This window comes from Aquamicrobium terrae (assembly GCF_052978165.1).
Genome location: NZ_JBRKLZ010000001.1, coordinates 3,317,253 through 3,340,067, shown reverse-complemented (window position 1 = coordinate 3,340,067; position 22,815 = coordinate 3,317,253). Strand labels below are relative to the sequence as shown.

Below are 22,815 nucleotides of genomic sequence, written 5' to 3'. Positions count from 1 at the left end.
GCGGATCGCCACGCTGGAAAGCGAAGGCGGCATCGTCGGCGAAGACGACTTCTGAGCCATCCCGACATTTTCCCCTCGCGCCGGGCAACCCCGGCTGCCATGGATATTGCAGAAGGAACAGGCATGACCGACACCGTGGTTCGCGACAGCAACGGCAATCAGCTCAACGAAGGCGACAGTGTGACCCTGATCAAGGACCTCAAGGTCAAGGGCACTTCGGAGACGATCAAGCGCGGCACTTTGGTGAAGAACATCCGCCTGAACGGCAACGCCGGGGAGATCGAGGCTAATACCAGACAGGTCAAGGGCCTGGTGCTGAAGACCGAGTTCGTCAGGAAGGCCTGACCGCGCCCGCAGCCCGACGGGAGCGGCCGGCCACTTTGTGGAACTTGTGCAAGAAGCCCGGCGACAGCCCCGGATTAACCGAACTTTGACTCTCCTGTCCCATATCGGGAAGCATGAGCCAGAGTGACGAAAAACAGGTTCCCCGCCGCTGGGAAACGCTTATCTGCCTTGCGCGCGTGGGTGTGCTTTTCGCCCCCGCCTTCGTCGGCCTGCTGGCGCTGGCCATCCTCTCGGCCCGGGAGCCTGCGAAAACCGTTCCGCATGGCATAGACCCCTTCATGACGGGCTCGACCCGCCGCTAGGGCAGCAAGCATTCTAACGACCCGGCCCGCTGCTCCAGCTTGGTTTCCTTGGCCGCATTTGTGCAACGCCAGACGATTCCGTCTGGCTGCAAATGCTCGAGGCCCTTCGCGGCTTCAGGCGGTGCCGTCTCGCTGGCACATGTAGCTGCCCTGAAGCTCGGCCTGGACGGCATCCTGAAGGCCGAGGATCTCGGTGCGGATCGCATCGTCGCCCAACCCGGATCGCCGCAGTTCGGCAACGATGCCGGCGATGCGCTCGCGCCAGAACAGATTTGCAGCCGGGCCGTGCACGACCTTGAGGTCGTTCACCATGGAACGGATGAGCCGGGTGCGGGAATGAAGCGGGAAAGGAATCAGGTCAGCCATGGCGGCATGCTTGAACTGTCATGGTTTACAGTTGGTGAACGCGATGCGTTTCTTTGTCTTCAGGATCGAAACACCCGCCAATCTTGAAAGCGTCACATAGGGTTAACATATTTGTTGTAGGCGGGTGCTGCTTGGTACCTGCCCTTTTCTTCAACCGAAAGCTCTTTGGATTCAGGAGGACCTGATGAGCACAAGGACGTTCGACAGTCCCGTTTTCGTGAAGAATGGCGACCGCCTCGTGCAGGAAATCGCATGCCTCGAGGATGCGCTCGAATTCCTGTACGACTGGCCCAGGAACAGGCGCGGACCGATCCATGCCACGGCCCTGAGGGCCTGCCAGAAGGCATTCGAGACCGACTATCCGCTCAGCGCGGCGCGCAGCGCCTTCGTCGGATTCGCCAAGTCCTGCCGTATCCTGGAGGATATCAGCACGGTCATGCCATGGGTGCAGACTGTGAGTTCCCCATCCGGCGGCATTCGCACCTGACGAGGCGACGGTTCCCCGGCCCTGCTGAATCCCGAATGATCAGAGCTTGGCGGCGCGCAGCACCTGGTTGATGCGGGACTGCCAGCCGGGGCCGGTGGCCTTGAACTTGGCGATCACTTCGGGATCGAGCAGATTTTCCATGCGTATCCCCTCGGGCGGCGGTGGCGGGCGACGCCAGCGCCGCCTTTCGTCGATGGCGTTCAGCACGTCGCTGGCCGAGCGCGCCTCGCTTTCCGAAAGGCTGCACAGCACCCTGTCGCCGAACACGGCCGGCGTTTCGTCTTCGCCATCCCACACGGTCCACAGGTTGGTGGGGTCAATGACGATACTGAATCGTTTCTCGCGAATCGACATCTTGCTGCTTCCGGTATGCGCCCCGACAGCAGGTTGTTTTCGATTCCTATCGCTGGAAGATTAATATGAACAGCGAGATTGTATTCAAATAAATATCTGTTTTTATTAAATTTTTATGCGTTCAGCCGAACCTCGGACGGATGCTTTCCGCGCGGGCTTCTCCCGCTCAGTTGAAACGCGGCAAAGCCTCGGCCGCGCTCGTTCCCGGCATGGCCGCATCCCGGGCGAGAAGGCCGCTGACCCGGCAGAACGCCGTCAAGGCCCGGCACGCCTCCTCGGTCGGCACGACATCGACGCTGGCGCCGAAGCAGGCGTCGAACGCCGCCTGGAAAAGCGGCCCCTGCCGGCCCACCGGCCAGTTCTGAAGAAAGTCCAGCGCCTGCTCGATGCCGTAGATTTCCTCGACCGGAGCACCGGCCGACGGCGAAATGCGCACCGGTACCGCGAATTGCAGCCTGTCCATTGCATGCCTCATCGGAATAGGGCGACTGCGGAACGGTCTTCGTGCCAATGGCCGGCCCACGGGCCGCCGCAATTGCCCTGCCTTGCACTTCGATTGTGTCACCAATGCGATTCGCCGCCGGGAGGTTCCGCAAAGCGGCCCGATTTCCGCGCACGGGTTGAAGCCAAGTGAAATCGGTGCCACATGATGGTCAACCAATCTCGAAGCCAGTCATCCGAACCCAGTCGCCCCAAACCAGTCGCCAAAGCCATGACAACCTATCTCGACGCAGACACTGCACCGCTGCGCAATACCGGCCAGATCCGTCTTTACAACGAGGAAGGCTTTGCCGGCATGCGCAAGGCCTGCAATCTGACGGCCCAGTGCCTCGATGCGCTGGCCGACATCGTCCAGCCCGGCGTGACGACCAACACGATCGACCGCTTCGTGTTCGAGTTCGGCATGGATAACGGCGCCCTGCCCGCGACCCTCAACTATCGCGGCTACACCAAGTCGACCTGCACGTCCATCAACCATGTCGTCTGCCACGGCATCCCGGACGACAAGCCGCTGCGCGACGGCGACATCGTCAATATCGACGTCACCTACATCGTCGACGGCTGGCATGGCGACGCCAGCCGCATGTACCCCGTGGGCAACATCAAGCGCGCGGCGGAACGGCTGCTCGAAGTGACCTATGAGTGCCTGCTGCGCGGCATCGCGGCCGTGAAGCCCGGCGTGCGCACCGGCGCCATCGGCGCCGCGATCCAGAGCTACGCCGAGGGCGAGCGCTGCTCCGTGGTGCGCGATTTCTGCGGCCACGGCGTCGGGCGGCTGTTCCACGACGCGCCGAACATCCTGCACTACGGCAATGTCAGCGACGGCGTGGAGATGCGCCCCGGCATGATCTTCACCATCGAGCCGATGATCAATCTCGGCCGGCCGCATGTGAAGGTGCTGTCCGACGGCTGGACCGCGGTCACCCGCGACCGCTCCCTTTCAGCCCAGTATGAGCACACCGTCGGCGTGACCGAGAACGGCTGCGAGGTGTTCACCCTGTCACCCAGGGGGCTCGACCGGCCGGGCCTACCAGCCTAACATCGATAGTATCGGCAGCATTGCCGGCATGCGCGATGCGTTGGGGGGCTTGGCGGGCGTATGAGCAAGAACAGCGACGAATTGCGCGGGTATCTGGCCGAGCAACCCATGCCGCCACCCCGCAAGGAAAGTGTGGCGGTGGAAAAGCCGCACTACCTCGGCCATCGCGATCGGTTGCGCGAGCGTTTCCAGTCCGCCGGCCATGGCGCCCTGCCCGACTATGAACTGCTGGAACTGCTTCTGTTCCGCCTCATCCCGCGCGCCGACACCAAGCCTGTCGCCAAGGCGCTGCTTGCCCGCTTCGGCACGCTGGCCGAGGTGCTGGGTGCGCCGACGAACCTGTTGCAGGAGGTCAAGGGCATCGGCCCGGCCGTGGCGCTCGACCTGAAAGTGATTGCCGCCGCCGCACAGCGCATGGTGCTGGGCGAGATCAAGGAACGCGAGGTGCTGACCTCGTGGACGCAGGTGCTCGACTATTGCAAGGCGGCGATGGCCTTCGAGCAGCGCGAACAGTTCCGCATCCTGTTCCTCGACAAGAAAAACGGCCTCATCGCCGACGAGGTGCAGCAGACCGGCACCGTCGACCACACGCCGGTCTATCCGCGCGAAGTGGTGAAGCGGGCGCTGGAACTGTCGGCCACCGCCATCGTGCTCGTCCACAACCATCCCTCGGGCGATCCGACGCCCTCGCGGGCCGATATCGACATGACGAAGGAGATCGTGGAGACCGGCAAACGGCTCGGCATCATCGTCCACGACCACATCATCATCGGCAAGAAGGGCTACGCCTCGATGAAGGGGCTGCTGCTGATCTGAGGGAAGGCGGCGGCTGTTTCAGTTCGTCTTGGCAGAATCGGGTGCGGGCACGTCCGACTTCTGCTTGCAGCCCTTCAGCCACACGTCATAGACGGCATGCTCGACGGCATTGAGGCCGGGGCTTTCGGCGAACATCCAGCCGGTGAAGATGCGCCTGATCTTGCGGTCCAGCGTGATCTCGTCGACCTCGACGAAGGAATCGGTCTTCGGCGCCTCGGCGCCGGGACGCGCATAGCAGACGCGCGGCGTCACCTGCAGGGCGCCGAACTGGACTGTCTCGTCGATATAGACGTCGAAGGAGATGATGCGGCCGGTGATCTTGTCGAGCCCGGCGAACTCGGCCACGGCGTTGGAGACGCGCTCGCCGGCGGCCTTGTCCTGCGCATAGGACGCGCCGGAAAGCCCACCGATCACGGCCAGAGCGGCCGCCGCGCAGGTCCAGTTACGGCCGATTACCCTCATGCAGAAACACCGATTGTTGCGCCAGCAATGATTCGAAAGGCTAGCGGGCGTTGCGGACGAGGCAACCAGCTAAACGCCAAATGTGGCAAGAAATGCCTCAGGAAACCGGATTCGTTCAGGAACCCGGCGTCCAGGCGTCGTAGTCGCCGGTCACCTGCGGGCGATGGCCGGTGCCCAGGATTGACCCCTTGGGGCGATAGGCGGCCGGTGTGCCGGTGAGGTTCGGCTGGTACGGCTTCTGCCATTCGCGCGGCTTGTAGTCTTCCCTGGTCGGCGGCACGTCGACGCGATGGTGGATCCAGCCATTCCAGCCCGGCGGAATGGCCGAGGCTTCCGAATAGCCGTTATAGATCACCCAGCGGCGCGTACGGCCTTCGGAATCGACGCCGCCCTCGTAATAGACGTTGCCGAACTCGTCCTCGCCGACGCGCGTGCCCGCACGCCAGGTGTAGAAACGCGTGTTCAGGTTCTGGCCGTTCCACCAGGTGAAAACCTGCAGGAGAAACTTCTTCATCCAATCCTCGCCGGGCAAAAACCGCCTGCCCGCTGCTTATGACCCCGCCATATGGCAATGACAAGCGTTTTGGGCAAGCCTTTTGCTAGTGCAGTGCACAATGCGCCTTGCCAAGCCGCTGTCATATTTCTAATGCTGCCTGCCGATCGGGGCCATGCGGCAAAATACCGGAGGGAGAGAATGGCACCTGTCTTGTCGGCCGAATCTCACGCCAGAACCGAAGCCATCCGTGCCCGCAAGGGCGGCGAGCCGGTCGTGTGCCTCACCGCCTACACTTATCCCATCGCCAGGCTGCTCGAACCGCATGTCGACCTGCTGCTGGTCGGCGACAGCGTCGCCATGGTGCTGCATGGGCATGACACCACGCTCGGCGCGACCATGGAAATGATGATCCTGCACGGAAAGGCCGTCATGCGCGGGGCGCGCAATGCCTGCGTGGTGGTCGACATGCCGGCCGGCAGCTACGAGGGTTCGCCCGGGCAGGCGCTGGCGTCGGCCCGGCGGCTGTTCGAGGAAACCGGCTGCCACGCGGTCAAGCTGGAAGGCGGCACCGACATGGCCGACCGCATCGCGGCGATCGTCGAAGCCGGCATTCCGGTGATGGGCCATATCGGCCTCCAGCCGCAATCGGTGGAGAAGGAAGGCGGCTACAAGATCAAGGGCAAGACCGACGAAAGTGTCGCCAAGCTGCTGGAAGATGCCCGCGCGGTGGAGCAGGCCGGAGCTTTTTCGGTGGTGATCGAGGGCACCATGGAGCCGGTCGCCGCCGAAATCACCCGCATCCTGTCGATCCCGACCATCGGCATCGGGGCAAGTGCGATCTGCGACGGGCAGGTGCTGGTCATCGATGACGCGGTCGGGCTCACCGTCGACCGGGTGCCGAAATTCGTCAAGGAATACGCCGACCTGCGCAACGAGGTCGCCAAGGCGGCGATGAGCTACGCCGCAGAGGTTCGCGCCCGCGCCTTTCCGACGCCGGACCATGTGTTCAGCAAGCCGGACGAAAAGGGCTGACATGGGCGGACCGCATATTTCCCGCACCGTCGCCGACCTGCGTGCCCAGGTGAAGGACTGGCGCCGGCAGGGCCTCGGCATCGCCATGGTTCCGACCATGGGCGCGCTTCACGAAGGCCATCTTTCGCTGATGCGCGAGGCGCTGTCGCGCGCCGACCGCTGCATCGTCTCCATATTCGTGAACCCGACGCAATTCGCGCCGACCGAAGACCTCGACAAATACCCGCGCCAGTTGGAGCGCGATCTGGAACGCCTGGCGGAAGTCGGCGTGCAACTCGCCTTCACGCCCGCGCCGGAGGAGGTCTATCAGAAAGGCTTTGCCACCAAGGTGGTCGTCGGCGGTCCGTCCGCGGGGCTGGAAACCGACTTTCGCCCGCATTTCTTCGAAGGCGTGGCCACCGTCGTCACCAAGCTGTTCCTGCAAGCCGCGCCCGATTGCTCCGTGTTCGGCGAAAAGGACTACCAGCAGCTTTGCGTGGTGCGGCAACTGTGCCGCGACCTCGATATTCCGGTCGAGATCGTCGGCGCGCCAACCGTGCGCGATGCACATGGCCTCGCCATGTCGTCGCGCAATGCCTATCTGGACGAGACCGGGCTCGCGGTGGCAAGGCAGTTGAACAAGGTGCTGCGCAACGCATCCGCCGCCATCGCCGGCGGGGCCGACCCCGAAACGGAGACAGCCAAGGCACGCGAGGCGCTGCTGCAAGCCGGCTTCAGGAGCGTCGACTATGTGGCGGCGCGCGAAAGCGGAACGCTCGCGCCATGGCGCGCGGAGACCGAAGGGCGGTTGCTGGCGGCCGCGTGGCTCGGCACCACCCGCCTCATCGACAATGTGGAGATCGCGGCACGGACGTGATCGACCGGCAGGCGTTCAGGAGAGCGGCTTTTCCATCACCACAATGGAAACCTCGTCCTGCACCGCCGGGGCATCGGCGACGGCAAAACCCCTTGCCCGATAGAAGCCTGTTGCCGGGGCGTTTTCCTGCTCGACCTCGAGCTTGAGCATGCGGGCCTCGGGAAAGCACTGTTCCACCTCGTCCAGCAGCATGGTGCCGATGCCCGCGCCCTGCCTTTCCGGCAGCACATAGAGCTGGCGCAGCCACACCACCTTGCCGTCATCGGTGGCGGCGGCGAAGGCCATGCCGGCAATCGCCTTGCCGTCGTCGGCTACGAGAAATTCCGAATGCGGATGCGTCAGCCGCGCCCGGAGCGAGGCCATGGAATGCCATTCGGCGGTGATCTCGTCCACCCGCCGCGGGCCGTAGATCGCATCGTAGGTCGCGTGCCAAGTCGCGGCGAGCAGGGCCTTGATCGCTTCAAGGTCATGCTCGCCGGCCGTGCGCACGAACATGCTATTCGATGCCCAGCTTAGCCTTGACCAGATCGTTGACCGCCTGCGGGTTGGCCTTGCCGCCGGTCGCCTTCATCACCTGCCCGACGAACCAGCCGGCCAGCGTCGGCTTGGCCCGGGCCTGCTCGACCTTGTCCGGGTTGGCGGCGATCACCTCGTCCACCGCCTTCTCGATGGCACCGGTGTCGGTGACCTGCTTCATGCCGCGCTTTTCCACGATCTCGCGCGGATCGCCGCCCTCGTTCCAGACGATCTCGAACAGGTCCTTGGCGATCTTGCCGGAGATGGTGCCTTCCTTGATGAGGTCGAGGATGGCGCCGAGCTGGTCGGGCGAAACCGGAGTCTCTTCAATGTCCTTGCCGGCTTTGTTCAAGGCTCCCAGCAAGTCGTTGATGACCCAGTTGGCGGCCAGCTTGCCGTCGCGGCCCGCCGTCACCTGTTCGAAATAGTCGGCAATCGCCTTTTCCGAAACCAGGATGGAGGCGTCGTAGGCCGACAGGCCGAGCTTTTCCACGAACCGCGTCTTCTTGTCGTCCGGCAGCTCGGTCAGGTCGGCGGCCAGCGCATCGACATAGGCCTGGTCGAACTCAAGCGGCAAAAGGTCCGGGTCGGGGAAGTAGCGATAGTCATGCGCCTCTTCCTTGGAGCGCATGGAGCGCGTCTCGCCCTTGTTGGCGTCGAACAGGCGGGTTTCCTGATCGATGCTGCCGCCGTCCTCCAGAATGGCGATCTGGCGACGCGCTTCATATTCGATGGCCTGGCCGACGAAGCGGATGGAGTTGACGTTCTTGATCTCGCAGCGCGTGCCGAAGCCCTCGCCTGGCCGGCGCACCGACACGTTGACGTCGGCGCGCATGGAGCCCTCGTCCATGTTGCCGTCGCAGGTGCCGAGATAGCGCACGATGGTGCGCAGCTTGGTGAGATAGGCCTTCGCCTCGTCCGACGAGCGCATGTCCGGCTTGGACACGATCTCCATCAGCGCCACGCCGGAGCGGTTGAGGTCGACATAGGACATGGTCGGATGCTGGTCGTGCATGGACTTGCCGGCGTCCTGCTCCAGATGCAGGCGCTCGATGCCGATCTCGATGTCCTCGAACTCGCCCTTTTTGTCGGGACCGACCGAGACGATGATCTTGCCCTCGCCCACGATGGGCTGCTTGAACTGCGAGATCTGATAGCCCTGCGGAAGGTCCGGATAGAAATAGTTCTTGCGGTCGAACACCGACTTCAGGTTGATCTGGGCCTTCAGGCCGAGACCGGTGCGGATCGCCTGCTTCACGCACTCCTCGTTGATGACCGGCAGCATGCCGGGCATGGCCGCATCGACCAGCGACACATTTGCGTTGGGCGCCGCGCCGAAGGCCGTCGAGGCCCCCGAAAACAGCTTCGACTGCGAGGTCACCTGGGCATGGACTTCCATGCCTATGACGATCTCCCAGTCTCCGGTCGCGCCGGAAATGAGGCGCTTGGGGTCGGGCGTGCGGGTATCTACGATGGTCATGTGCGGCCTGTCGTCTTTTCGGATGGACCGGAATACGTCTGCGTATCCGGCCGGTATAGAGCGTATCGCTTCGCTAGTCCAAACCGGACGTCCAAACAAGCGCAAAGCCGGCATAAAGCCGGCTCTGGCGGTTTTCATCCGCTTTGGCTATATGTGCGCCATCCGCAGGAGCCTTGATGTCTACGTCTTCTCAGTCCCGGTGAAGCCCTGACCTTCCAACCGAAGGCAGGGCGCGAAAACCACGAAGAGCCTCGCGCCGCATAGCTTGCGGCCGCGATTTTTTGTGTTGGCCGAAAGGCCAGGTTTTCCCGGAATTGAAAGATGAACATACCGCGCAACGAACAGCGCATCCTGCACCTGCTCGCGCAAGGCGGGCGTATCGAACTCGAAAAAGACGAGAACAAACGGATCGAGGACCTGTGGTGTCTCACCCGCGACGGCTGGGTCTACCCGGACTTTACGCTTGAACTGTTCCGCAGCCTCAAACGCAAGAAGGCCATAGCCTCCGCCAATGGCGGCCCCTATCGCATCACGCGGCGGGGGCTCGAACTGGTGCGGTCCCGGCCGGACAACAGGTGAAATGCAGCCGCTCCGCCCATGCCGACCGGCGGAGCGGCTTTGCTTCAGGCGGTTGCGATATAGGCCTTGATCTGCTCGGCCTCGCGTTCGACATCCTCGATCCGGCGCTTCACCACGTCGCCGATCGAGATGATGCCGTACAGCTTGCCGTCCTTCTCCACCGGCAGATGGCGGAAGCGCCCGGCCGTCATGATCTCCATGATCTCGTTGACCGTATGGTTCTCGTTGCAGATCTTGACCTTGGGCGTCATCGAATCGCGAACCGCCATGTCGAGGGCCGCCGCGCCATGCGAGGCCATCACGCGCACGATGTCGCGCTCGGAAATGATGCCGACGATCTTGCCCTCGGTATTGGTCACCACCAGTGCGCCCACCCGATGTTCGGCAAGCAGGCGGATCGCCTCGCCAAGTTTCTCGTTGGGGCCGAGCGTGAAAACGCCATAGCCCTTTTCCGCGAGAATGGCCTTAACCGTCATTGCGTCCTCCTCTGCGTTTGGCCGGCCTCGTACCGGCCATCACGTTCGCAGAGCCATGGTGCGCTCTAGCTGTCGGCTTTTCAAGCGCCGCGGCGCCGCAGATTCAGGGGCGGCGCGCCATACCGGCCTCGAACAGACGCAGGCCGAAGAAGCCGGCGAGGAAGCCTCCGATATGGGCCTCCCAGGCGATCTGGGCTTCCTCGCCCGGCACGATGCCGACAAGACCGGTGACAAGGTTGATCACCATCCACACGGCCAGGAAGGTGATGACCGCGCGCGAGCGCACGATCTCGCGCATCGGCAGGGGATCGCCGGCAAAGGCGCCCTTCCCGCCCGAGCGGTCGATGCGGAAGGCGAAACGCGCCGCCGCCCCCATCATGCCGGAGATGGAACCGGACGCACCGACCAGCGGCGCCTGCCCCAGCGGATGGATAAGGTAGAAGAACAACGCCGCCGCCAGGCCGGTGACCGCAAAGAAAACCGCGAAGCGCAGAGCGCCGAGGCGATTGGCAAGCGGCGAGCCGAACGCGGCCATCCACACCATGTTCACGGCAAGATGCGCGAAGCTGCCGTGCAGCAAGGCGTAGGTGAAGGGGCTGGTGAAGGCGTAGACATCCAGCACATATTCGCCGGAGTAGCGGATCGGCACGAAAGCGGTGCGGATGATGAGTTCGAAATCCTGATCCGGCGACAGCATGTAGGTCCGCACCAGATGGATGCCGATGCACAATGCCAGAAGAAGCAGCACGATGCCCGGCAGGTTGAACACCGGCTCGCGGCGCGGCACCGCCCGTCGAAGCGTGTCGTAGCGGTCGGCCGCGCGGTCAGGTTCGCTCATCGGGGATCATCCTGTTCGAAGGCTGCCATGTAGGCGAGGTCTGGCCGTTTTCCAAACGGTGAATCGCCATTGTGCGTCGAATCAGGGCGCGGAAAAGGGCGAATCGAATCAAAAAAAGAGGCCGTTCAGGGTCTTCCCCGAACGGCCGGTCGAGCCTCCCCGGCTCCTGACACTTTTGACTGAAAGACCGGCACCCTGGGCAGGCAGACCGCTTTCTGGAATGATTTCAACGTCTCACAGGAACGCGCCCGCCGCAATCTAAACCCTTTGTTAACCTTAACGGCCTCGATCCGTGCACAAGCCGCCACAAGGCTGGCACGGTTCCTGCTCCGCACCGCATGTAGGTCGACGGAAATGTCCTCCTGTTCATCGTTGGGACAATCAGACTTCAGATTGCACGGAGCGGAGCGAACATGAAACTGGCGGGATCCATCGCACTGTTCCATTATTGGAATCGGCTGCGCGACGGACGTTCTGCGCCGAAACGCACGGAAATCGAGCCGGCCGATATCAAGAAGCTGCTGGCCGACACGTTCATCCTCGAAAAAGACACGCGGGGCGAGGCCGTCTTCCGGCTGGCCGGCACGCGGCTGTGCGCCGCCTACGGGCGCGAGCTGAAAGGGTTCAGCTTCCCTTCCCTCTGGCGCCCGAAGGACCAGCAACTCATCTCCCGCCTGCTCGACAGCGTGTTCCACAAGCATTCGGTGGTGCTCATCGCCTATGAGGCGATCAGTAGGACAGGCCGCTCCGTTCCCTTCGAATTGCTGGCCCTGCCCCTCGAGGGCGGCCCGGAAAGCCTGCGCTGCCTCGGCGTCGCCGCCCCCGCACACAGGCCGTTCTGGCTGGGCGCCGACCCGATCGGCGATGCGGTGATCGACGCGCTGCGCACCGTCGACCCCAACGCAAAGAAGACCGCGCCACCCGAACGGCCGGCCATCGGCGCCCCCGAACTTGCCCCGATCGAACTCGATGCCGCCAGCACGCTGGCCGGCTATGGCAGGGCCCGCAGGATCCGTCACCTTCTGGTGCTGGATGGCGGCCGCGACGAGGAATAGGCCGCCACCTTCCCCTACGTCCCCATTTGCGGCTTGTTAACCTTCCTCGGTTAACACTTGTGGCAAGAATCCGCCCGATACAGGCGGGACGGCCAACGGGGTGTAGGCGGTTATGAATTCAGCGGCGAAGATCCAGGCGCCGTCCCACGTCGAAAGACGTGCGTTCCAGCGTGTCCGGGTCAAGGTCTACGGACGCTTCATGCTGGAGGACCGCTCGGAACATCCCTGCCAGGTCATCGAAATGTCTCCCGGCAACATGGCCCTGCGCGCCGATCGCGTCGGGCAGCCCGGCGAACGGATCATCGCCTATATCGACCATATCGGCCGCATCGAGGGCGTGGTGACGCGCACCTTCCAGAACGGCTTCGCCATGACGGTGATGGCCTCCGAACGCAAACGCGAGAAACTGGCGGCGCAGTTGACCTGGCTTGCCAACAAGCACGAACTCGACCTGCCGGAAGATCGCCGCCACGAGCGCGTGACGCCGCGCAATCCCGTCACCGTCCTGCATCTGGTGGATGGGCGCCAGTATCCGTGCCGCATCATCGACCTGTCGCTTTCGGGCGCGGCCGTCGAGATCGCGGTGAAGCCCGCCGTCGGCGTGCAGATCACGCTCGGAACCATGCGCGGCCAGGTGGTGCGCCATTTCGAGGACGGCGTGGCCATCGAGTTCGCTGTTCTCCAGCGCGCGGATTCACTGGACGCGGAATTCAACCGGCCTCGCAACTAGCACGTTACGCCAGCCAAAACCTTGGTCCCGCCCTGCCGCATTCCTGCGGCAACGGGTGATACCATCTGGCTGCGCTATCTCGGTTTCCACCATCGCTGATATCCGGCAGCAAAATCGCCGCTTGGCGAGCCATTGCCCGGCAATGCCGACGGTTGGAAAAAGATAAAATTTGAATCAAATTTGTTTCTTATTTTATTCTTGTTTCATATTAAAACGATCTAGGTTTTACTCAATATCTTCTTCGCGATTTTGCGTCAAATAAATCCGGACCTGTCATTGTCTCCTCAAACGGGGAGACTTCATAATGACCACCAATTGGGGCGCACCGCTTTTCGCGGCTCTGACACTGCTGATCGCATCGCTGGGAAGCGCCAATGCCGGAGGCAGCTATATGCAGACCGGTGCCCGCACCACGCAACCGGTCGGCCACTACGAATTCTGCCAGGGCCAGCCGCAGGAATGCCGCCAGAAGACGAACCGGAAGTCGCCTGTCGAACTGACCCGCAAGCTGTGGGCCACCCTGATTGCCGTCAACAACGACGTCAACGCCAGCGTTCTGCCGCGCACCGACATGGAAATCTGGGGCCGTGAGGAAGTGTGGTCCTATCCGGTCAATGGCGAGGGCGATTGCGAGGACTATGTGCTGGAAAAGCGCCGCCGCCTGATGCAGGCCGGCGTGCCGGCCGGCAACCTGCTGATCACCGTGGTGCGCCAGCCCAACGGCGAAGGCCATGCGGTGCTGACCGTGCACACCAGCATGGGCGATTTCATCCTCGACAATCTGGAAGGCAAGGTCCTGCCGTGGTCGGACACCGACTATACCTACCTGAAGCGCCAGTCGGTGCAGAACTCGGGCGTGTGGATGTCGATCAATGACGGGCGCGCCGACGCCGTGGCCAGCGTGCGCTGAAGCAGGCATCCGGGCTCACAGGAAAACCCGGTCGAGTCCCCCCACTCCCCGTCCCAAGACCGGGTTTCAGGAGCCGGCCCCTCCCCGGGCCGGCTCCCACTTTTCAACGAAAGGCCGGTCAGTCCGCCAGAAGCTTGAGGCCGGCCTTGAAGCGCCTGGCGTTCTCCACATAGTGGGCTGCCGACTGCCGCAGTTTCTCCACCGCCGCCTCGTCCAGCGTGCGCACGACCTTGGCGGGGGAGCCGACGATCAGGGAATTGTCGGGAAATTCCTTGCCTTCGGTCACGAGGGCACCGGCGCCTACCAGCGAGTTCCTGCCGATCCTCGCGCCGTTGAGCACCACCGCGCCCATGCCGATCAGGCTGTTGTCGCCCACGGTGCAGCCATGCAAAAGCGCGCGATGACCGATGGTGCACCCCTTGCCGATAGTGACCGGAAAACCGGGATCGGTGTGCATGACCGTGTGTTCCTGCACGTTGGAATCCTCACCGATGGTGATCGGTTCGTTGTCGCCCCGGATAACCGTGGCGAACCAGATACCGACATTGCGGCCGAGCGAGACATTGCCGATCAGGGTTGCGTCGGGCGCCAGCCAGTTGGTGTCCCTGTCGTCGAAATGCGGCTCCACTCCGTCGATTGCATAGGTCGGCATCTTGTCTCCTGAAACTGTCCTTGCGGCGCGAGCGCCTTTTACGCTCCCTTTACCATAAATCTCCACAGTCGCATGCGGCAGGCAGAAAATGCCTCGGCCATAACGGGACCTGTCGCGAAGCATGATGAAAGAGGCTGCGGCTCCACAACAATTCAGGATGGCCGATCCGCGGCTGATGACCAGGGTCTTCAAGGGCCTCGTCGTGCTGGCGCTGCTTTCGCTCGCCGTCACCGTCGCCGGAAGATGGTTCGGCGAACGCATCGCCATGGGCGGCCACACGGACGACATCGCCATCCAGGCCGTGGTCATCGGCGACAACCTGCTGGCGGTTCCGGCCAACATGATCCGGTTCGAGCAGGCAAGGCGCAGCGGCGATGCCGACCGGCTCGATCTCTATGTCCGCTATCCGCAGATGGAAGGCTACACGAACGCCAGCCGCGATGCGTTCAACCACGCCACCGGCAGCTCACCCATCCTGTTCCTCGGCTTTTCCGAACAGATGATGTCACGCGACATGAGCGGCCGCTTCGGGCCGATCTACAGTTCGCTGATCGCAAGGCCCGGCCAGCCCGGCCCCGGCGGCATCACATTCCACGAGTTTTCCGAGAAATCGGGCTATCTGGGCGAGAAGCTCGCCGTCGGAGAGCGGCCCGGCCGCGACCCGTTCGTGGCACGCTGCCTGACCGGCGCGGTAGCCGAAAAATCGCTCGCCTCTTGCGAGCGCGATATCCTGGTGGGCCAGCGCCTCAGCCTCACCTACCGCTTCCCGCAGCGCCTTCTCGGCGACTGGCAGGCGCTCGAGGCGGCGGTCGAGGCGCTCGCCGCATCCATGCTCGGAGACACCCCCGCGCAGGCGCGGTGAGGTTCCCTTCTTTCGGCAGATCAGCCGAGATCGATGTCGAGAATCGCCATCGAGAAATTGTAGTCGCCGTCGTCCTCGTCCTTGAACACGATGCCGAGGAATTCGTCGCCGACATAGACTTCAGCCGAGTCGTCCTTGCGCGGACGGGCCTTCACTTCAAGGCGCGGATTCTGGAAGACGCGCTTGAAATAGGCGTCGAGCTTTCGGATTTCGTCGGGTTTCAAGGATTCTCTCCGCTGACGGATTGCATGTGAGACGCGCTTCTTGCACGCGCTCATGGCGCTGTAAAGGCAAGGTTTCCGGCAGGGACGGCGCATGCCGCCCCCGCAGGAAACCTTCGACGGCCAGCGCCGGCCTCAGATATCGAAGCTGATCACGTGGTCCATCGCCTGCGAAGGCAGAAGCTGGTCCATCTCATGCGACGGCTGGTCGTCGCAGCTCGTTTCGCCGACGATGCGGGCCGGCACGCCGGCCACCGTCTTGTTGTGCGGCACAGGCGACAGCACCACCGAGCCGGCCGCCACCTTGGAGCAATGGCCGACCTCGATATTGCCGAGGATCTTGGCCCCTGCCCCGATCAGGACGCCGCGCCGTATCTTGGGGTGGCGGTCGCCGCCGGCCTTGCCGGTGCCGCCCAGCGTCACATTGTGCAGGATCGAGACGTCGTCCTCGATCACCGCCGTCTGGCCGACCACGAGGCCGGTTGCGTGGTCGAGGAAGACGCCCCTGCCGATGCGTGCGGCCGGGTTGATATCGGTCTGGAACACCGAGGACGACCGGCTCTGGAGATAGAGCGCGAAATCCTTGCGGCCGCGGTTCCACAGCCAGTGCGCCAGCCGGTGCGTCTGGATGGCGTGGAAGCCCTTGAAATAAAGCACGGGTTCGAGGAAGCGCTCGCAGGCCGGATCGCGGTCGTAATAGGCCTGGATGTCGACACGCACCACCGTCGACCAGTTGGCGTCATCCTCGCGCATGGCATCGAAGGTCTGGCGGATCAGGTCGGCGCCGACATCCTGGTGGGCAAGCCGCTCGGCCAGCCGGTGGATGACGGCATCCTCGAGGCTCGCCTGGTTGAGGATGGTGGAATAGAGGAATGCCGCCAGCAACGGGTCGCGGTTGACCGCCGCCATCGCCTCGTCGCGGATGGAACGCCAGATCGGATCGACGGGCTGCAGCACATTCTGGCGCAATAGGGTTTTCATCGGTTTCTCTCCGCCGCCCTGGCCTGCCGGCACCGGGCGAGTGACTGATATGGCCGGCGCATGAAGCGCCGCCGCAAACCACGACAGGCCGGAACGCCGCCCAGCCTCGTTGGAAAAAGATATAAAGCAGTTCCGGCGGGCGGTGAACTCAATTTTCCTGACAGGAGATTCAATTGGATTGCCTTGCCCCAAAGCCGGCCCGGCGGCGAAAAACCGTGCCGCCGGGCGCCTTCGCCACTGGCAAGGGGTGACATCGCTTCTCCCCGATATCCACATTTGCGACATACAAGATGTTGGGGTCATAAAACTTGCAGAAACGAACTCTTGACGACCCCCTACGAGTCGCCTTTTATTGGCCATGCGCTCCTGTTGTGGGCGCGGCCGGAAAGTTTCGAGCCCGGTCTTTTTCCCGGATAAAGCGCGTTTCGCCTGCATGTCGCCGTTCAGAACGGAAGATTGCGGATCGCATTTTTGTGCCTTGGAAACAGACAAAAGGGTCGAAATTTTTGTCGTTTAATACTATATTTAGTGTTTGCGATCACTCTTTCGGCTAGATAGTGTGATGCACTCCTCAGGCGAGGAATTGCAGCGGTTTTGGTTCCGGCAGGCGGTCGGGCTTCGGCGATCCCGCCATTGCTGGTGAAGTCGGTTTCCGGTTGCGTCGGGAAAGCGGACACAGGCCGCGTCTTCTGCCGCCATGCCGGGACAGGACGCTGCTTTTCGGGAAGCAAGTTGGGCGGACGACCCGAAAAGCGCTATATGTAGACAAAGGGACAAGCGAGATGCGCATCGAAAGGCACTTCACCAAGGCGGGCCAGTCTCCCTATGCGGAGATCGAGTTCCGCAAGGCGCTGTCGGAGATCAAGAACCCTGACGGGTCGATCGTGTTCCGGCTCGACAATATCGATGTGCCGGCGCAGTTCTCCCAGGTCGCGGCCGACATTCTCGCCCAGAAATATTTCCGCAAGGCCGGTGTGCCCGCGCGCCTGAAGAAGATCGAGGAAAACGACGTTCCTTCCTTCCTTTGGCGGTCCGTGCCCGACGAGGCGGCCCTTGCCGAACTGCCCGAGAACGAGCGCTACGGCTCCGAAACCGATGCGCGCCAGGTGTTCGACCGTCTCGCCGGCACCTGGACCTACTGGGGCTGGAAGGGCAAGTATTTCGACACGGAAGAAGACGCCCACGCCTTCAAGGACGAATTGTCCTACATGCTCGCCACCCAGCGCGTGGCGCCGAACTCGCCGCAATGGTTCAACACCGGCCTGCACTGGGCTTATGGCATCGACGGCCCCGGCCAGGGCCACTTCTATGTCGATCCCTTCACCGGCAAGATGACCCGCTCGAAGTCGGCCTACGAGCATCCGCAGCCGCATGCCTGCTTCATCCAGTCCGTGGGCGACGACCTCGTCAACGAGGGCGGCATCATGGACCTGTGGGTGCGCGAGGCGCGCCTGTTCAAATACGGCTCGGGCACCGGCTCCAACTTCTCGCATCTGCGCGGCGAAGGCGAAAAGCTTTCCGGCGGCGGCAAGTCGTCGGGCCTGATGAGCTTCCTCAAGATCGGCGACCGCGCCGCCGGCGCCATCAAGTCGGGCGGCACCACCCGCCGCGCGGCCAAGATGGTGATCGTCGATGCCGATCACCCCGACATCGAGGCATTCATCGACTGGAAGGTGAAGGAGGAGCAGAAGGTCGCCGCCCTCGTCACCGGCTCCAAGATCGTGCGCAAGCATCTCGACGCGATCATGAAGGCCTGCGTCAACTGCGAGGGCCAGGACGACGACTGCTTCGATCCCTCGATCAACACCGCGCTCAAGCGCGAGATCAAGGCGGCGAAGAAGAACGCCGTGCCGGAGAACTACATCCAGCGCGTCATCCAGTTCGCGCGGCAGGGCTATACCTCCATCGAGTTCAAGACCTACGACACCGACTGGGATTCGGAGGCCTACCTCACCGTTTCCGGCCAGAACTCGAACAACTCGGTCTCGCTGAAGGACGATTTTCTGCGCGCGGTCGAGAAGGACGGCGAGTGGAACCTGATCCGCCGCATCGATGGCAAGATGGCGAAGACCCTCAAGGCCCGCGACCTGTGGGAGAAGATCGGCTACGCCGCCTGGGCCTCGGCGGATCCCGGCCTGCACTTCAACACCACCATGAACGACTGGCACACCTGCCCGGCCGCCGGTCCGATCCGGGCCTCCAACCCGTGCTCGGAATACATGTTCCTGGACGACACGGCCTGCAACCTCGCCTCGGTCAACCTGCTGCCCTACCGCAACGCCGACGGCACCATCGACATCGCCGCCTATGAGCACACGGTGCGGCTGTGGACCATGGTGCTGGAAGTCTCCGTCATGATGGCCCAGTTCCCATCGCGCGAGATCGCGGAGCTGTCCTACAAGTACCGCACGCTCGGCCTCGGCTACGCCAATATCGGCGGCCTGCTGATGACCGCCGGCATTCCCTACGATTCCGACGAGGGCCGCGCGCTGTGCGGCGTGCTGACCGCGCTGATGACCGGCGTCTCCTACGCCACCTCGGCCGAGATGGCGGGCGAGCTGGGCGCCTTCGCGGATTATCCGCGCAACGCCGACAACATGCTGCGGGTGATGCGCAACCATCGCCGCGCCGCCTATGGGGAGAAGGACGGCTATGAGAAGCTGGCCGTCAACCCGGTTCCGCTCGAGGCCGAACATGTGTGGCAGAAGGAACTGGTCGAGCACGCCCGTGCCGCCTGGGACCGCGCCATCGAGCTTGGCGAGGAACATGGTTACCGCAACGCGCAGGCGACCGTGATCGCGCCGACCGGCACCATCGGCCTGGTGATGGATTGCGACACCACCGGCATCGAGCCCGACTTCGCGCTGGTGAAGTTCAAGAAGCTGGCCGGCGGCGGCTATTTCAAGATCATCAACCGCGCCGTGCCGGAAGCGTTGCGCACGCTGGGCTACTCCGAAAGCCAGATCGCCGAGATCGAGGCTTACGCAGTCGGTCACGGCAACTTGAACCAGGCACCGGGCATCAACCCGTCCACGCTCAAGGCGAAGGGCTTCACCGACGAGAAGATCGAGGCGCTGAACGGCGCGCTGAAGTCGGCCTTCGACATCAAGTTCGTCTTCAACCAGTGGACGCTGGGTGCCGACTGGCTGAAGGAAACCTTCGGCTTCACCGACGAGCAGATCAACGACTTCTCCTTCGAGATGCTGCCGGCCCTCGGCTTCTCGCGCAAGGAGATCGAAGCCGCCAACATCCATGTCTGCGGTGCGATGACGCTGGAAGGGGCACCCTTCCTCAAGGACGAGCACCTGCCGGTGTTCGACTGCGCCAATCCGTGCGGCAAGATCGGCAAGCGCTACCTGTCCGTCGAAAGCCACATCCGCATGATGGCGGCGGCGCAGCCCTTCATCTCGGGCGCCATTTCCAAGACCATCAACATGCCCAACGAGGCGACGGTCGAGGACGCCAAGAACGCCTACATGCTGTCGTGGAAGCTGGCGCTGAAGGCCAACGCGCTCTACCGCGACGGCTCCAAGCTCTCGCAGCCGCTCAACGCCTCGCTGATCTCCGACGAGGAGGATGACGAGGACGATGCGGTCGAGGCGCTGGTCGCCGCTCCCGCCGCCGCAAGGGCGGTCGAGGTGACGGAAAAGATCATCGAGCGCGTGGTGGAAAAGGTGGTGCGCGACCGCGAGAAGCTGCCGAACCGCCGCAAGGGCTACACGCAGAAGGCCGTGGTCGGCGGCCACAAGGTCTACCTGCGCACCGGCGAATTCGACGACGGCCGCCTTGGCGAGATCTTCATCGACATGCACAAGGAAGGTGCCGCTTTCCGCGCCATGATGAACAATTTCGCCATCGCCATCTCGCTCGGCCTGCAATATGGCGTGCCGCTGGAGGAATATGTCGAGGCCTTCACCTTCGTGAAGTTCGAGCCGGCCGGCATGGTGCAGGGCAACGACGCCATCAAGAGCGCCACGTCGATCATCGACTATGTGTTCCGCGAACTGGCGATCTCCTATCTCGGCCGCAACGACCTCGCCCATGTCGACACCGACTTCTCCAACACCTCGCTCGGCAAGGGCATCACCGAAGGCAAGGCCCTGCCCTTCTCCAAGGGCCTGACGCGCGGCGCCTCGCCGGTGAAGCTGGTCACCGCCACCGGCGAGCCCAAGGGCATGGCCGGCGGTTCTCCGGACAAGGCCGCGCCGCAGCGTTCCACGCCCACGGCCTATGCCTCCAACGTGCATCCGATCTCGGCCGGCGCCACGGCGCTGAAGACCGAGCCGGCAACCGAGGGCGCAATCGCCTTCAAGCGCGACTATGAGGAGCGGGCCAAGGAAGTGCCGGAAGAAGTTGCGGAAACCGCTGCCGAAGCGCTGTTCACCGACGCCGCGGCCAAGGAAGCGGCCGAGGCCAAGAAGCTTGCCGCCGCCCGGCGCCAGCAGTCCCTGATGCAGGGCTACACCGGCAACGAGTGCTCGGAGTGCCACAACTTCACCATGGTGCGGAACGGCACCTGCGAGAAGTGCGACACCTGCGGCGCGACCAGCGGCTGCAGCTGAGAAAACCTCAGATAAAAAAATGGCCCGGTCAAGTGACCGGGCCATTTGCATTTCCATAGGGCTGCAGCAGGATTTCCTAATCCGCCTCGGCGACCAGTTGCCTTCCGCCCACCCAGTTGCGCCATTGGGCTTCGGTGCCGTTGAAGACGTTGAGGTCGATATTGCCTTTCACGCCGTGCGACAGGCCCGAGCCCGAATATTGCCAGAACACCCATTTGCGGCCCGGATAGACCTTGGACGGATGCTGGGCCACGGCACGCAGCCAGAATGGATAGCCTTCAAAGGCACCCTTGAGGTTGTCGGCATAGAAATCGGGTGCGGTGTAGATGATCGGGCGCTGGCCGTAATGGCGCTCCAGCCGGTCCATGAAGACCTGCATCTTCTCGCGCACCTGTGCCGGCGACGGGCGCTTGCGGCAGCGCGATTCGCCGTTCCACTCCACGTCGATCACCGGCGGCAGCGCGCCGGCTACCCTCGGCACGTTGCGGATGAACCAGTCGGCCTGCTGGCTGGCCGGGCGGCACCAGTAGAAGAAATGATAGGCGCCGCGCCGGATGCCGGCCGCCGCCGCGCCGTTCCAGTTCTTCATGAACATCGGGTCGAGATGGTCGCCGCCGTCGGTGGCCTTGATGAAGGCGAAGTTGGCGCCCTGGCTGCGCAGTTTCATCCAGTCGATTTCGCCCTGCCAGCGCGAGACGTCCACGCCATGCACCGCATAATGCTTCGGCGCGACCTTGCCGAAATTGATCGGTTTGGCATCGCGGAAGCGCTGCGGATGGATGACCGCGTCGATCGCCTTGGCGGACCGCGTCGCCGGGCGCGGGGTCGGCACCAGCGCGACCGTTTCCAGCGATGGCATGCGGAAACCGGAATCGGTCTCGGTTTCGGTCAGCGCGGCGAGTTCCTCGGGCAGGTCCTGCTGTGCCGCTTCGGCGGCGGCCGGCGCGCCGGCCCCCACCTTGGCCGGGGGCGTCACCGGCCGGGCAATCGAGCTGGTCATTTCCAGCGAGGGGCGCGGCACGATATCCTCGATGCCGACGCGGGAACAGCCGGACGCCGCGAAACCAAGGACGAAAAGAGCCATGAAAGCTGAAGAACGCATCCGGGACCTGTACGCAAAACACATCGGCCGGCCCGGCAATCTGACGCCACTCCGGAACCCGGGGGCAATTATGAAGGATGAATTACCAAGAAAGTTTGAATCGAATTTTTAACACTTGCCGCGAATCACCCCACCCGGCTGGGCCGGGCGGGGCGGAACCTACGGCATCAGGCGCAAATGCCCTTCTCACGGCACTCACGCGCCACCATATAGGCAGGAGGCAGCGAAGGATCGTCGATACGGGCACGGGCACGTTCGAGCATCCAGCGCAGACCTTTGGGATTCACCTGGTCGCGTTGCATGACGAGCTGGACCATCGGGTCTTCCAGCAATTCGTCTAGTCTGCTCTTTTCCTGGCTCATAGCGTGCCTCTTTCGTCGGCCCCCGCCGATGCACCCTAAGATAGGTACCCAATCTTGACGCGCCAATGGCACTGAGGCGACTAACCTATGGCAAATGCGTGAAATTTCGCATCACCTATCCGATGTGGTATTATGGTACCAATACCGGCGAGCAGGCCGATCAGTGCTTCCTTGCCTGCACCAGATAGGCGTCGATCGCCTGCTCGCCCAGCCATTTCGCGGCCTCCAGCCGGTGCAGCCCCTCGACCAGCACATAGCGCTTGCCGTCATGGCGCACCTGGATCGGCGTTTTCATGCCGTTGTCGACAATATCCTCTGCCAGATGACGCACCGTCTCGGGATGAAGCGTCTTGCGGCGGGCCGCCGGCACGTAGATGTCGTCGACAGGGACTCTCTGCACTTTCAGCATATCGGCCAGCCTTGTTCCCGAGCT

Annotated in this window: 28 protein-coding genes; 13 read left to right on the top strand and 15 right to left on the bottom strand. The window is 63.2% G+C overall.

The window, feature by feature from the left end:
* The first annotated feature begins 123 nt into the window (after positions 1 to 123).
* On the top strand, positions 124 to 345 hold the full coding sequence (locus ACVCNR_RS16495) for an alkylphosphonate utilization protein (RefSeq protein ID WP_354192594.1): 222 nt from the start codon (positions 124 to 126) through the stop codon (positions 343 to 345).
* 113 nt (positions 346 to 458) lie between these two features.
* Positions 459 to 647 carry a hypothetical protein gene (locus tag ACVCNR_RS16490; protein WP_354192595.1) on the top strand — a complete coding sequence of 63 codons (189 nt, stop codon included), beginning with the start codon at positions 459 to 461 and terminating at the stop codon, positions 645 to 647.
* Positions 648 to 761: 114 nt separating this feature from the next.
* On the opposite strand, the gene ACVCNR_RS16485 is transcribed toward ACVCNR_RS16490, so the two are convergent.
* Positions 762 to 1,013 (bottom strand): DUF6074 family protein, encoded by a 252-nt coding sequence (locus tag ACVCNR_RS16485; RefSeq protein WP_447075534.1) that lies wholly within the window; start codon positions 1,011 to 1,013, stop codon positions 762 to 764.
* A gap of 184 nt (positions 1,014 to 1,197) precedes the next feature.
* Between ACVCNR_RS16485 and ACVCNR_RS16480 the strand changes: the two genes are divergently transcribed.
* Positions 1,198 to 1,500, top strand: a complete 303-nt coding sequence (locus tag ACVCNR_RS16480) for a DUF982 domain-containing protein (protein WP_447075533.1) — start codon at positions 1,198 to 1,200, stop codon at positions 1,498 to 1,500.
* Between the two features lie 39 nt (positions 1,501 to 1,539).
* On the opposite strand, the gene ACVCNR_RS16475 is transcribed toward ACVCNR_RS16480, so the two are convergent.
* Positions 1,540 to 1,854, bottom strand: coding sequence for a BrnA antitoxin family protein (locus ACVCNR_RS16475; protein WP_354192598.1), 315 nt, complete (start codon positions 1,852 to 1,854; stop codon positions 1,540 to 1,542).
* A gap of 166 nt (positions 1,855 to 2,020) precedes the next feature.
* A complete protein-coding gene (locus tag ACVCNR_RS16470; protein ID WP_435521526.1) occupies positions 2,021 to 2,290 on the bottom strand; it encodes a DUF982 domain-containing protein in 270 nt (89 codons plus the stop codon).
* A 276-nt stretch (positions 2,291 to 2,566) separates the two neighbouring features.
* Here ACVCNR_RS16470 and map point away from each other — a divergent pair, with 276 nt between their 5' ends.
* Together map and radC are read left to right on the top strand one after the other, a co-directional pair.
* The gene (gene map / locus ACVCNR_RS16465; RefSeq protein WP_354192600.1) at positions 2,567 to 3,394 is read left to right on the top strand and encodes a type I methionyl aminopeptidase; all 828 of its coding nucleotides are present in this window, start codon (positions 2,567 to 2,569) and stop codon (positions 3,392 to 3,394) included.
* 60 nt (positions 3,395 to 3,454) lie between these two features.
* Entirely contained in the window at positions 3,455 to 4,210 is a 756-nt protein-coding gene (gene radC, locus ACVCNR_RS16460; RefSeq protein WP_354192601.1) for a RadC family protein, read from the top strand.
* Between the two features lie 18 nt (positions 4,211 to 4,228).
* Here the strand turns inward: radC and ACVCNR_RS16455 are convergent, their stop codons facing one another.
* Together ACVCNR_RS16455 and ACVCNR_RS16450 are read right to left on the bottom strand one after the other, a co-directional pair.
* Positions 4,229 to 4,672 (bottom strand): DUF2155 domain-containing protein, encoded by a 444-nt coding sequence (locus ACVCNR_RS16455; RefSeq protein WP_354192602.1) that lies wholly within the window; start codon positions 4,670 to 4,672, stop codon positions 4,229 to 4,231.
* A 115-nt stretch (positions 4,673 to 4,787) separates the two neighbouring features.
* A complete protein-coding gene (locus ACVCNR_RS16450) occupies positions 4,788 to 5,186 on the bottom strand; it encodes an NADH:ubiquinone oxidoreductase subunit NDUFA12 (RefSeq protein ID WP_447075531.1) in 399 nt (132 codons plus the stop codon).
* Between the two features lie 180 nt (positions 5,187 to 5,366).
* On the opposite strand from ACVCNR_RS16450, the gene panB reads away from it, so the two are divergent.
* Complete coding sequence (gene panB / locus ACVCNR_RS16445; protein WP_447075530.1) at positions 5,367 to 6,200, top strand: 3-methyl-2-oxobutanoate hydroxymethyltransferase; 834 nt, start codon at positions 5,367 to 5,369, stop codon at positions 6,198 to 6,200.
* Between the two features lies 1 nt (position 6,201).
* Entirely contained in the window at positions 6,202 to 7,056 is an 855-nt protein-coding gene (panC, locus tag ACVCNR_RS16440) for a pantoate--beta-alanine ligase (protein WP_447075529.1), read from the top strand.
* 15 nt (positions 7,057 to 7,071) lie between these two features.
* Here panC and ACVCNR_RS16435 read toward each other — a convergent pair whose 3' ends face one another.
* The gene (locus ACVCNR_RS16435) at positions 7,072 to 7,551 is read right to left on the bottom strand and encodes a GNAT family N-acetyltransferase (RefSeq protein ID WP_447075528.1); all 480 of its coding nucleotides are present in this window, start codon (positions 7,549 to 7,551) and stop codon (positions 7,072 to 7,074) included.
* A 1-nt stretch (position 7,552) separates the two neighbouring features.
* Positions 7,553 to 9,052, bottom strand: a complete 1,500-nt coding sequence (gatB, locus tag ACVCNR_RS16430) for an Asp-tRNA(Asn)/Glu-tRNA(Gln) amidotransferase subunit GatB (protein ID WP_447075527.1) — start codon at positions 9,050 to 9,052, stop codon at positions 7,553 to 7,555.
* A gap of 321 nt (positions 9,053 to 9,373) precedes the next feature.
* Here gatB and ACVCNR_RS16425 point away from each other — a divergent pair, with 321 nt between their 5' ends.
* Positions 9,374 to 9,631, top strand: coding sequence for a YjhX family toxin (locus tag ACVCNR_RS16425; RefSeq protein ID WP_354192610.1), 258 nt, complete (start codon positions 9,374 to 9,376; stop codon positions 9,629 to 9,631).
* Positions 9,632 to 9,675: 44 nt separating this feature from the next.
* Here ACVCNR_RS16425 and ACVCNR_RS16420 read toward each other — a convergent pair whose 3' ends face one another.
* Both ACVCNR_RS16420 and ACVCNR_RS16415 read right to left on the bottom strand, forming a co-directional pair.
* Positions 9,676 to 10,107 carry a CBS domain-containing protein gene (locus ACVCNR_RS16420; RefSeq protein WP_447075526.1) on the bottom strand — a complete coding sequence of 144 codons (432 nt, stop codon included), beginning with the start codon at positions 10,105 to 10,107 and terminating at the stop codon, positions 9,676 to 9,678.
* A 103-nt stretch (positions 10,108 to 10,210) separates the two neighbouring features.
* Positions 10,211 to 10,945 carry a rhomboid family intramembrane serine protease gene (locus tag ACVCNR_RS16415; protein WP_447075525.1) on the bottom strand — a complete coding sequence of 245 codons (735 nt, stop codon included), beginning with the start codon at positions 10,943 to 10,945 and terminating at the stop codon, positions 10,211 to 10,213.
* 413 nt (positions 10,946 to 11,358) lie between these two features.
* On the opposite strand from ACVCNR_RS16415, the gene ACVCNR_RS16410 reads away from it, so the two are divergent.
* The 3 genes from ACVCNR_RS16410 to ACVCNR_RS16400 all read left to right on the top strand — a co-directional run bounded on the left by ACVCNR_RS16410 (position 11,359) and on the right by ACVCNR_RS16400 (position 13,640).
* Positions 11,359 to 12,000, top strand: a complete 642-nt coding sequence (locus tag ACVCNR_RS16410; RefSeq protein ID WP_447075524.1) for a PAS domain-containing protein — start codon at positions 11,359 to 11,361, stop codon at positions 11,998 to 12,000.
* A gap of 112 nt (positions 12,001 to 12,112) precedes the next feature.
* Positions 12,113 to 12,730 carry a PilZ domain-containing protein gene (locus ACVCNR_RS16405; protein ID WP_354192614.1) on the top strand — a complete coding sequence of 206 codons (618 nt, stop codon included), beginning with the start codon at positions 12,113 to 12,115 and terminating at the stop codon, positions 12,728 to 12,730.
* Between the two features lie 304 nt (positions 12,731 to 13,034).
* Positions 13,035 to 13,640: a transglutaminase-like cysteine peptidase gene (locus ACVCNR_RS16400; protein WP_354192616.1), complete on the top strand. Its 606-nt coding sequence runs from the start codon at positions 13,035 to 13,037 to the stop codon at positions 13,638 to 13,640.
* Between the two features lie 118 nt (positions 13,641 to 13,758).
* Here the strand turns inward: ACVCNR_RS16400 and ACVCNR_RS16395 are convergent, their stop codons facing one another.
* A complete protein-coding gene (locus ACVCNR_RS16395) occupies positions 13,759 to 14,292 on the bottom strand; it encodes a gamma carbonic anhydrase family protein (RefSeq protein ID WP_354192617.1) in 534 nt (177 codons plus the stop codon).
* A 175-nt stretch (positions 14,293 to 14,467) separates the two neighbouring features.
* On the opposite strand from ACVCNR_RS16395, the gene ACVCNR_RS16390 reads away from it, so the two are divergent.
* Entirely contained in the window at positions 14,468 to 15,154 is a 687-nt protein-coding gene (locus ACVCNR_RS16390) for a hypothetical protein (RefSeq protein WP_447075523.1), read from the top strand.
* A gap of 20 nt (positions 15,155 to 15,174) precedes the next feature.
* Here ACVCNR_RS16390 and ACVCNR_RS16385 read toward each other — a convergent pair whose 3' ends face one another.
* Both ACVCNR_RS16385 and cysE read right to left on the bottom strand, forming a co-directional pair.
* The gene (locus ACVCNR_RS16385) at positions 15,175 to 15,378 is read right to left on the bottom strand and encodes a DUF3126 family protein (protein WP_183829203.1); all 204 of its coding nucleotides are present in this window, start codon (positions 15,376 to 15,378) and stop codon (positions 15,175 to 15,177) included.
* A 132-nt stretch (positions 15,379 to 15,510) separates the two neighbouring features.
* Entirely contained in the window at positions 15,511 to 16,356 is an 846-nt protein-coding gene (gene cysE / locus ACVCNR_RS16380) for a serine O-acetyltransferase (RefSeq protein WP_447075522.1), read from the bottom strand.
* 782 nt (positions 16,357 to 17,138) lie between these two features.
* On the opposite strand from cysE, the gene ACVCNR_RS16375 reads away from it, so the two are divergent.
* Complete coding sequence (locus tag ACVCNR_RS16375) at positions 17,139 to 20,918, top strand: vitamin B12-dependent ribonucleotide reductase (protein ID WP_447075521.1); 3,780 nt, start codon at positions 17,139 to 17,141, stop codon at positions 20,916 to 20,918.
* Between the two features lie 76 nt (positions 20,919 to 20,994).
* Here the strand turns inward: ACVCNR_RS16375 and ACVCNR_RS16370 are convergent, their stop codons facing one another.
* The 3 genes from ACVCNR_RS16370 to ACVCNR_RS16360 form a co-directional block, all read right to left on the bottom strand.
* Positions 20,995 to 22,020, bottom strand: coding sequence for a glycoside hydrolase family 25 protein (locus ACVCNR_RS16370; RefSeq protein ID WP_447075520.1), 1,026 nt, complete (start codon positions 22,018 to 22,020; stop codon positions 20,995 to 20,997).
* 167 nt (positions 22,021 to 22,187) lie between these two features.
* Entirely contained in the window at positions 22,188 to 22,382 is a 195-nt protein-coding gene (locus ACVCNR_RS16365) for a hypothetical protein (RefSeq protein WP_354192624.1), read from the bottom strand.
* A 160-nt stretch (positions 22,383 to 22,542) separates the two neighbouring features.
* Positions 22,543 to 22,791, bottom strand: a complete 249-nt coding sequence (locus ACVCNR_RS16360) for a ParB N-terminal domain-containing protein (RefSeq protein ID WP_354192625.1) — start codon at positions 22,789 to 22,791, stop codon at positions 22,543 to 22,545.
* Positions 22,792 to 22,815 lie beyond the last annotated feature (24 nt).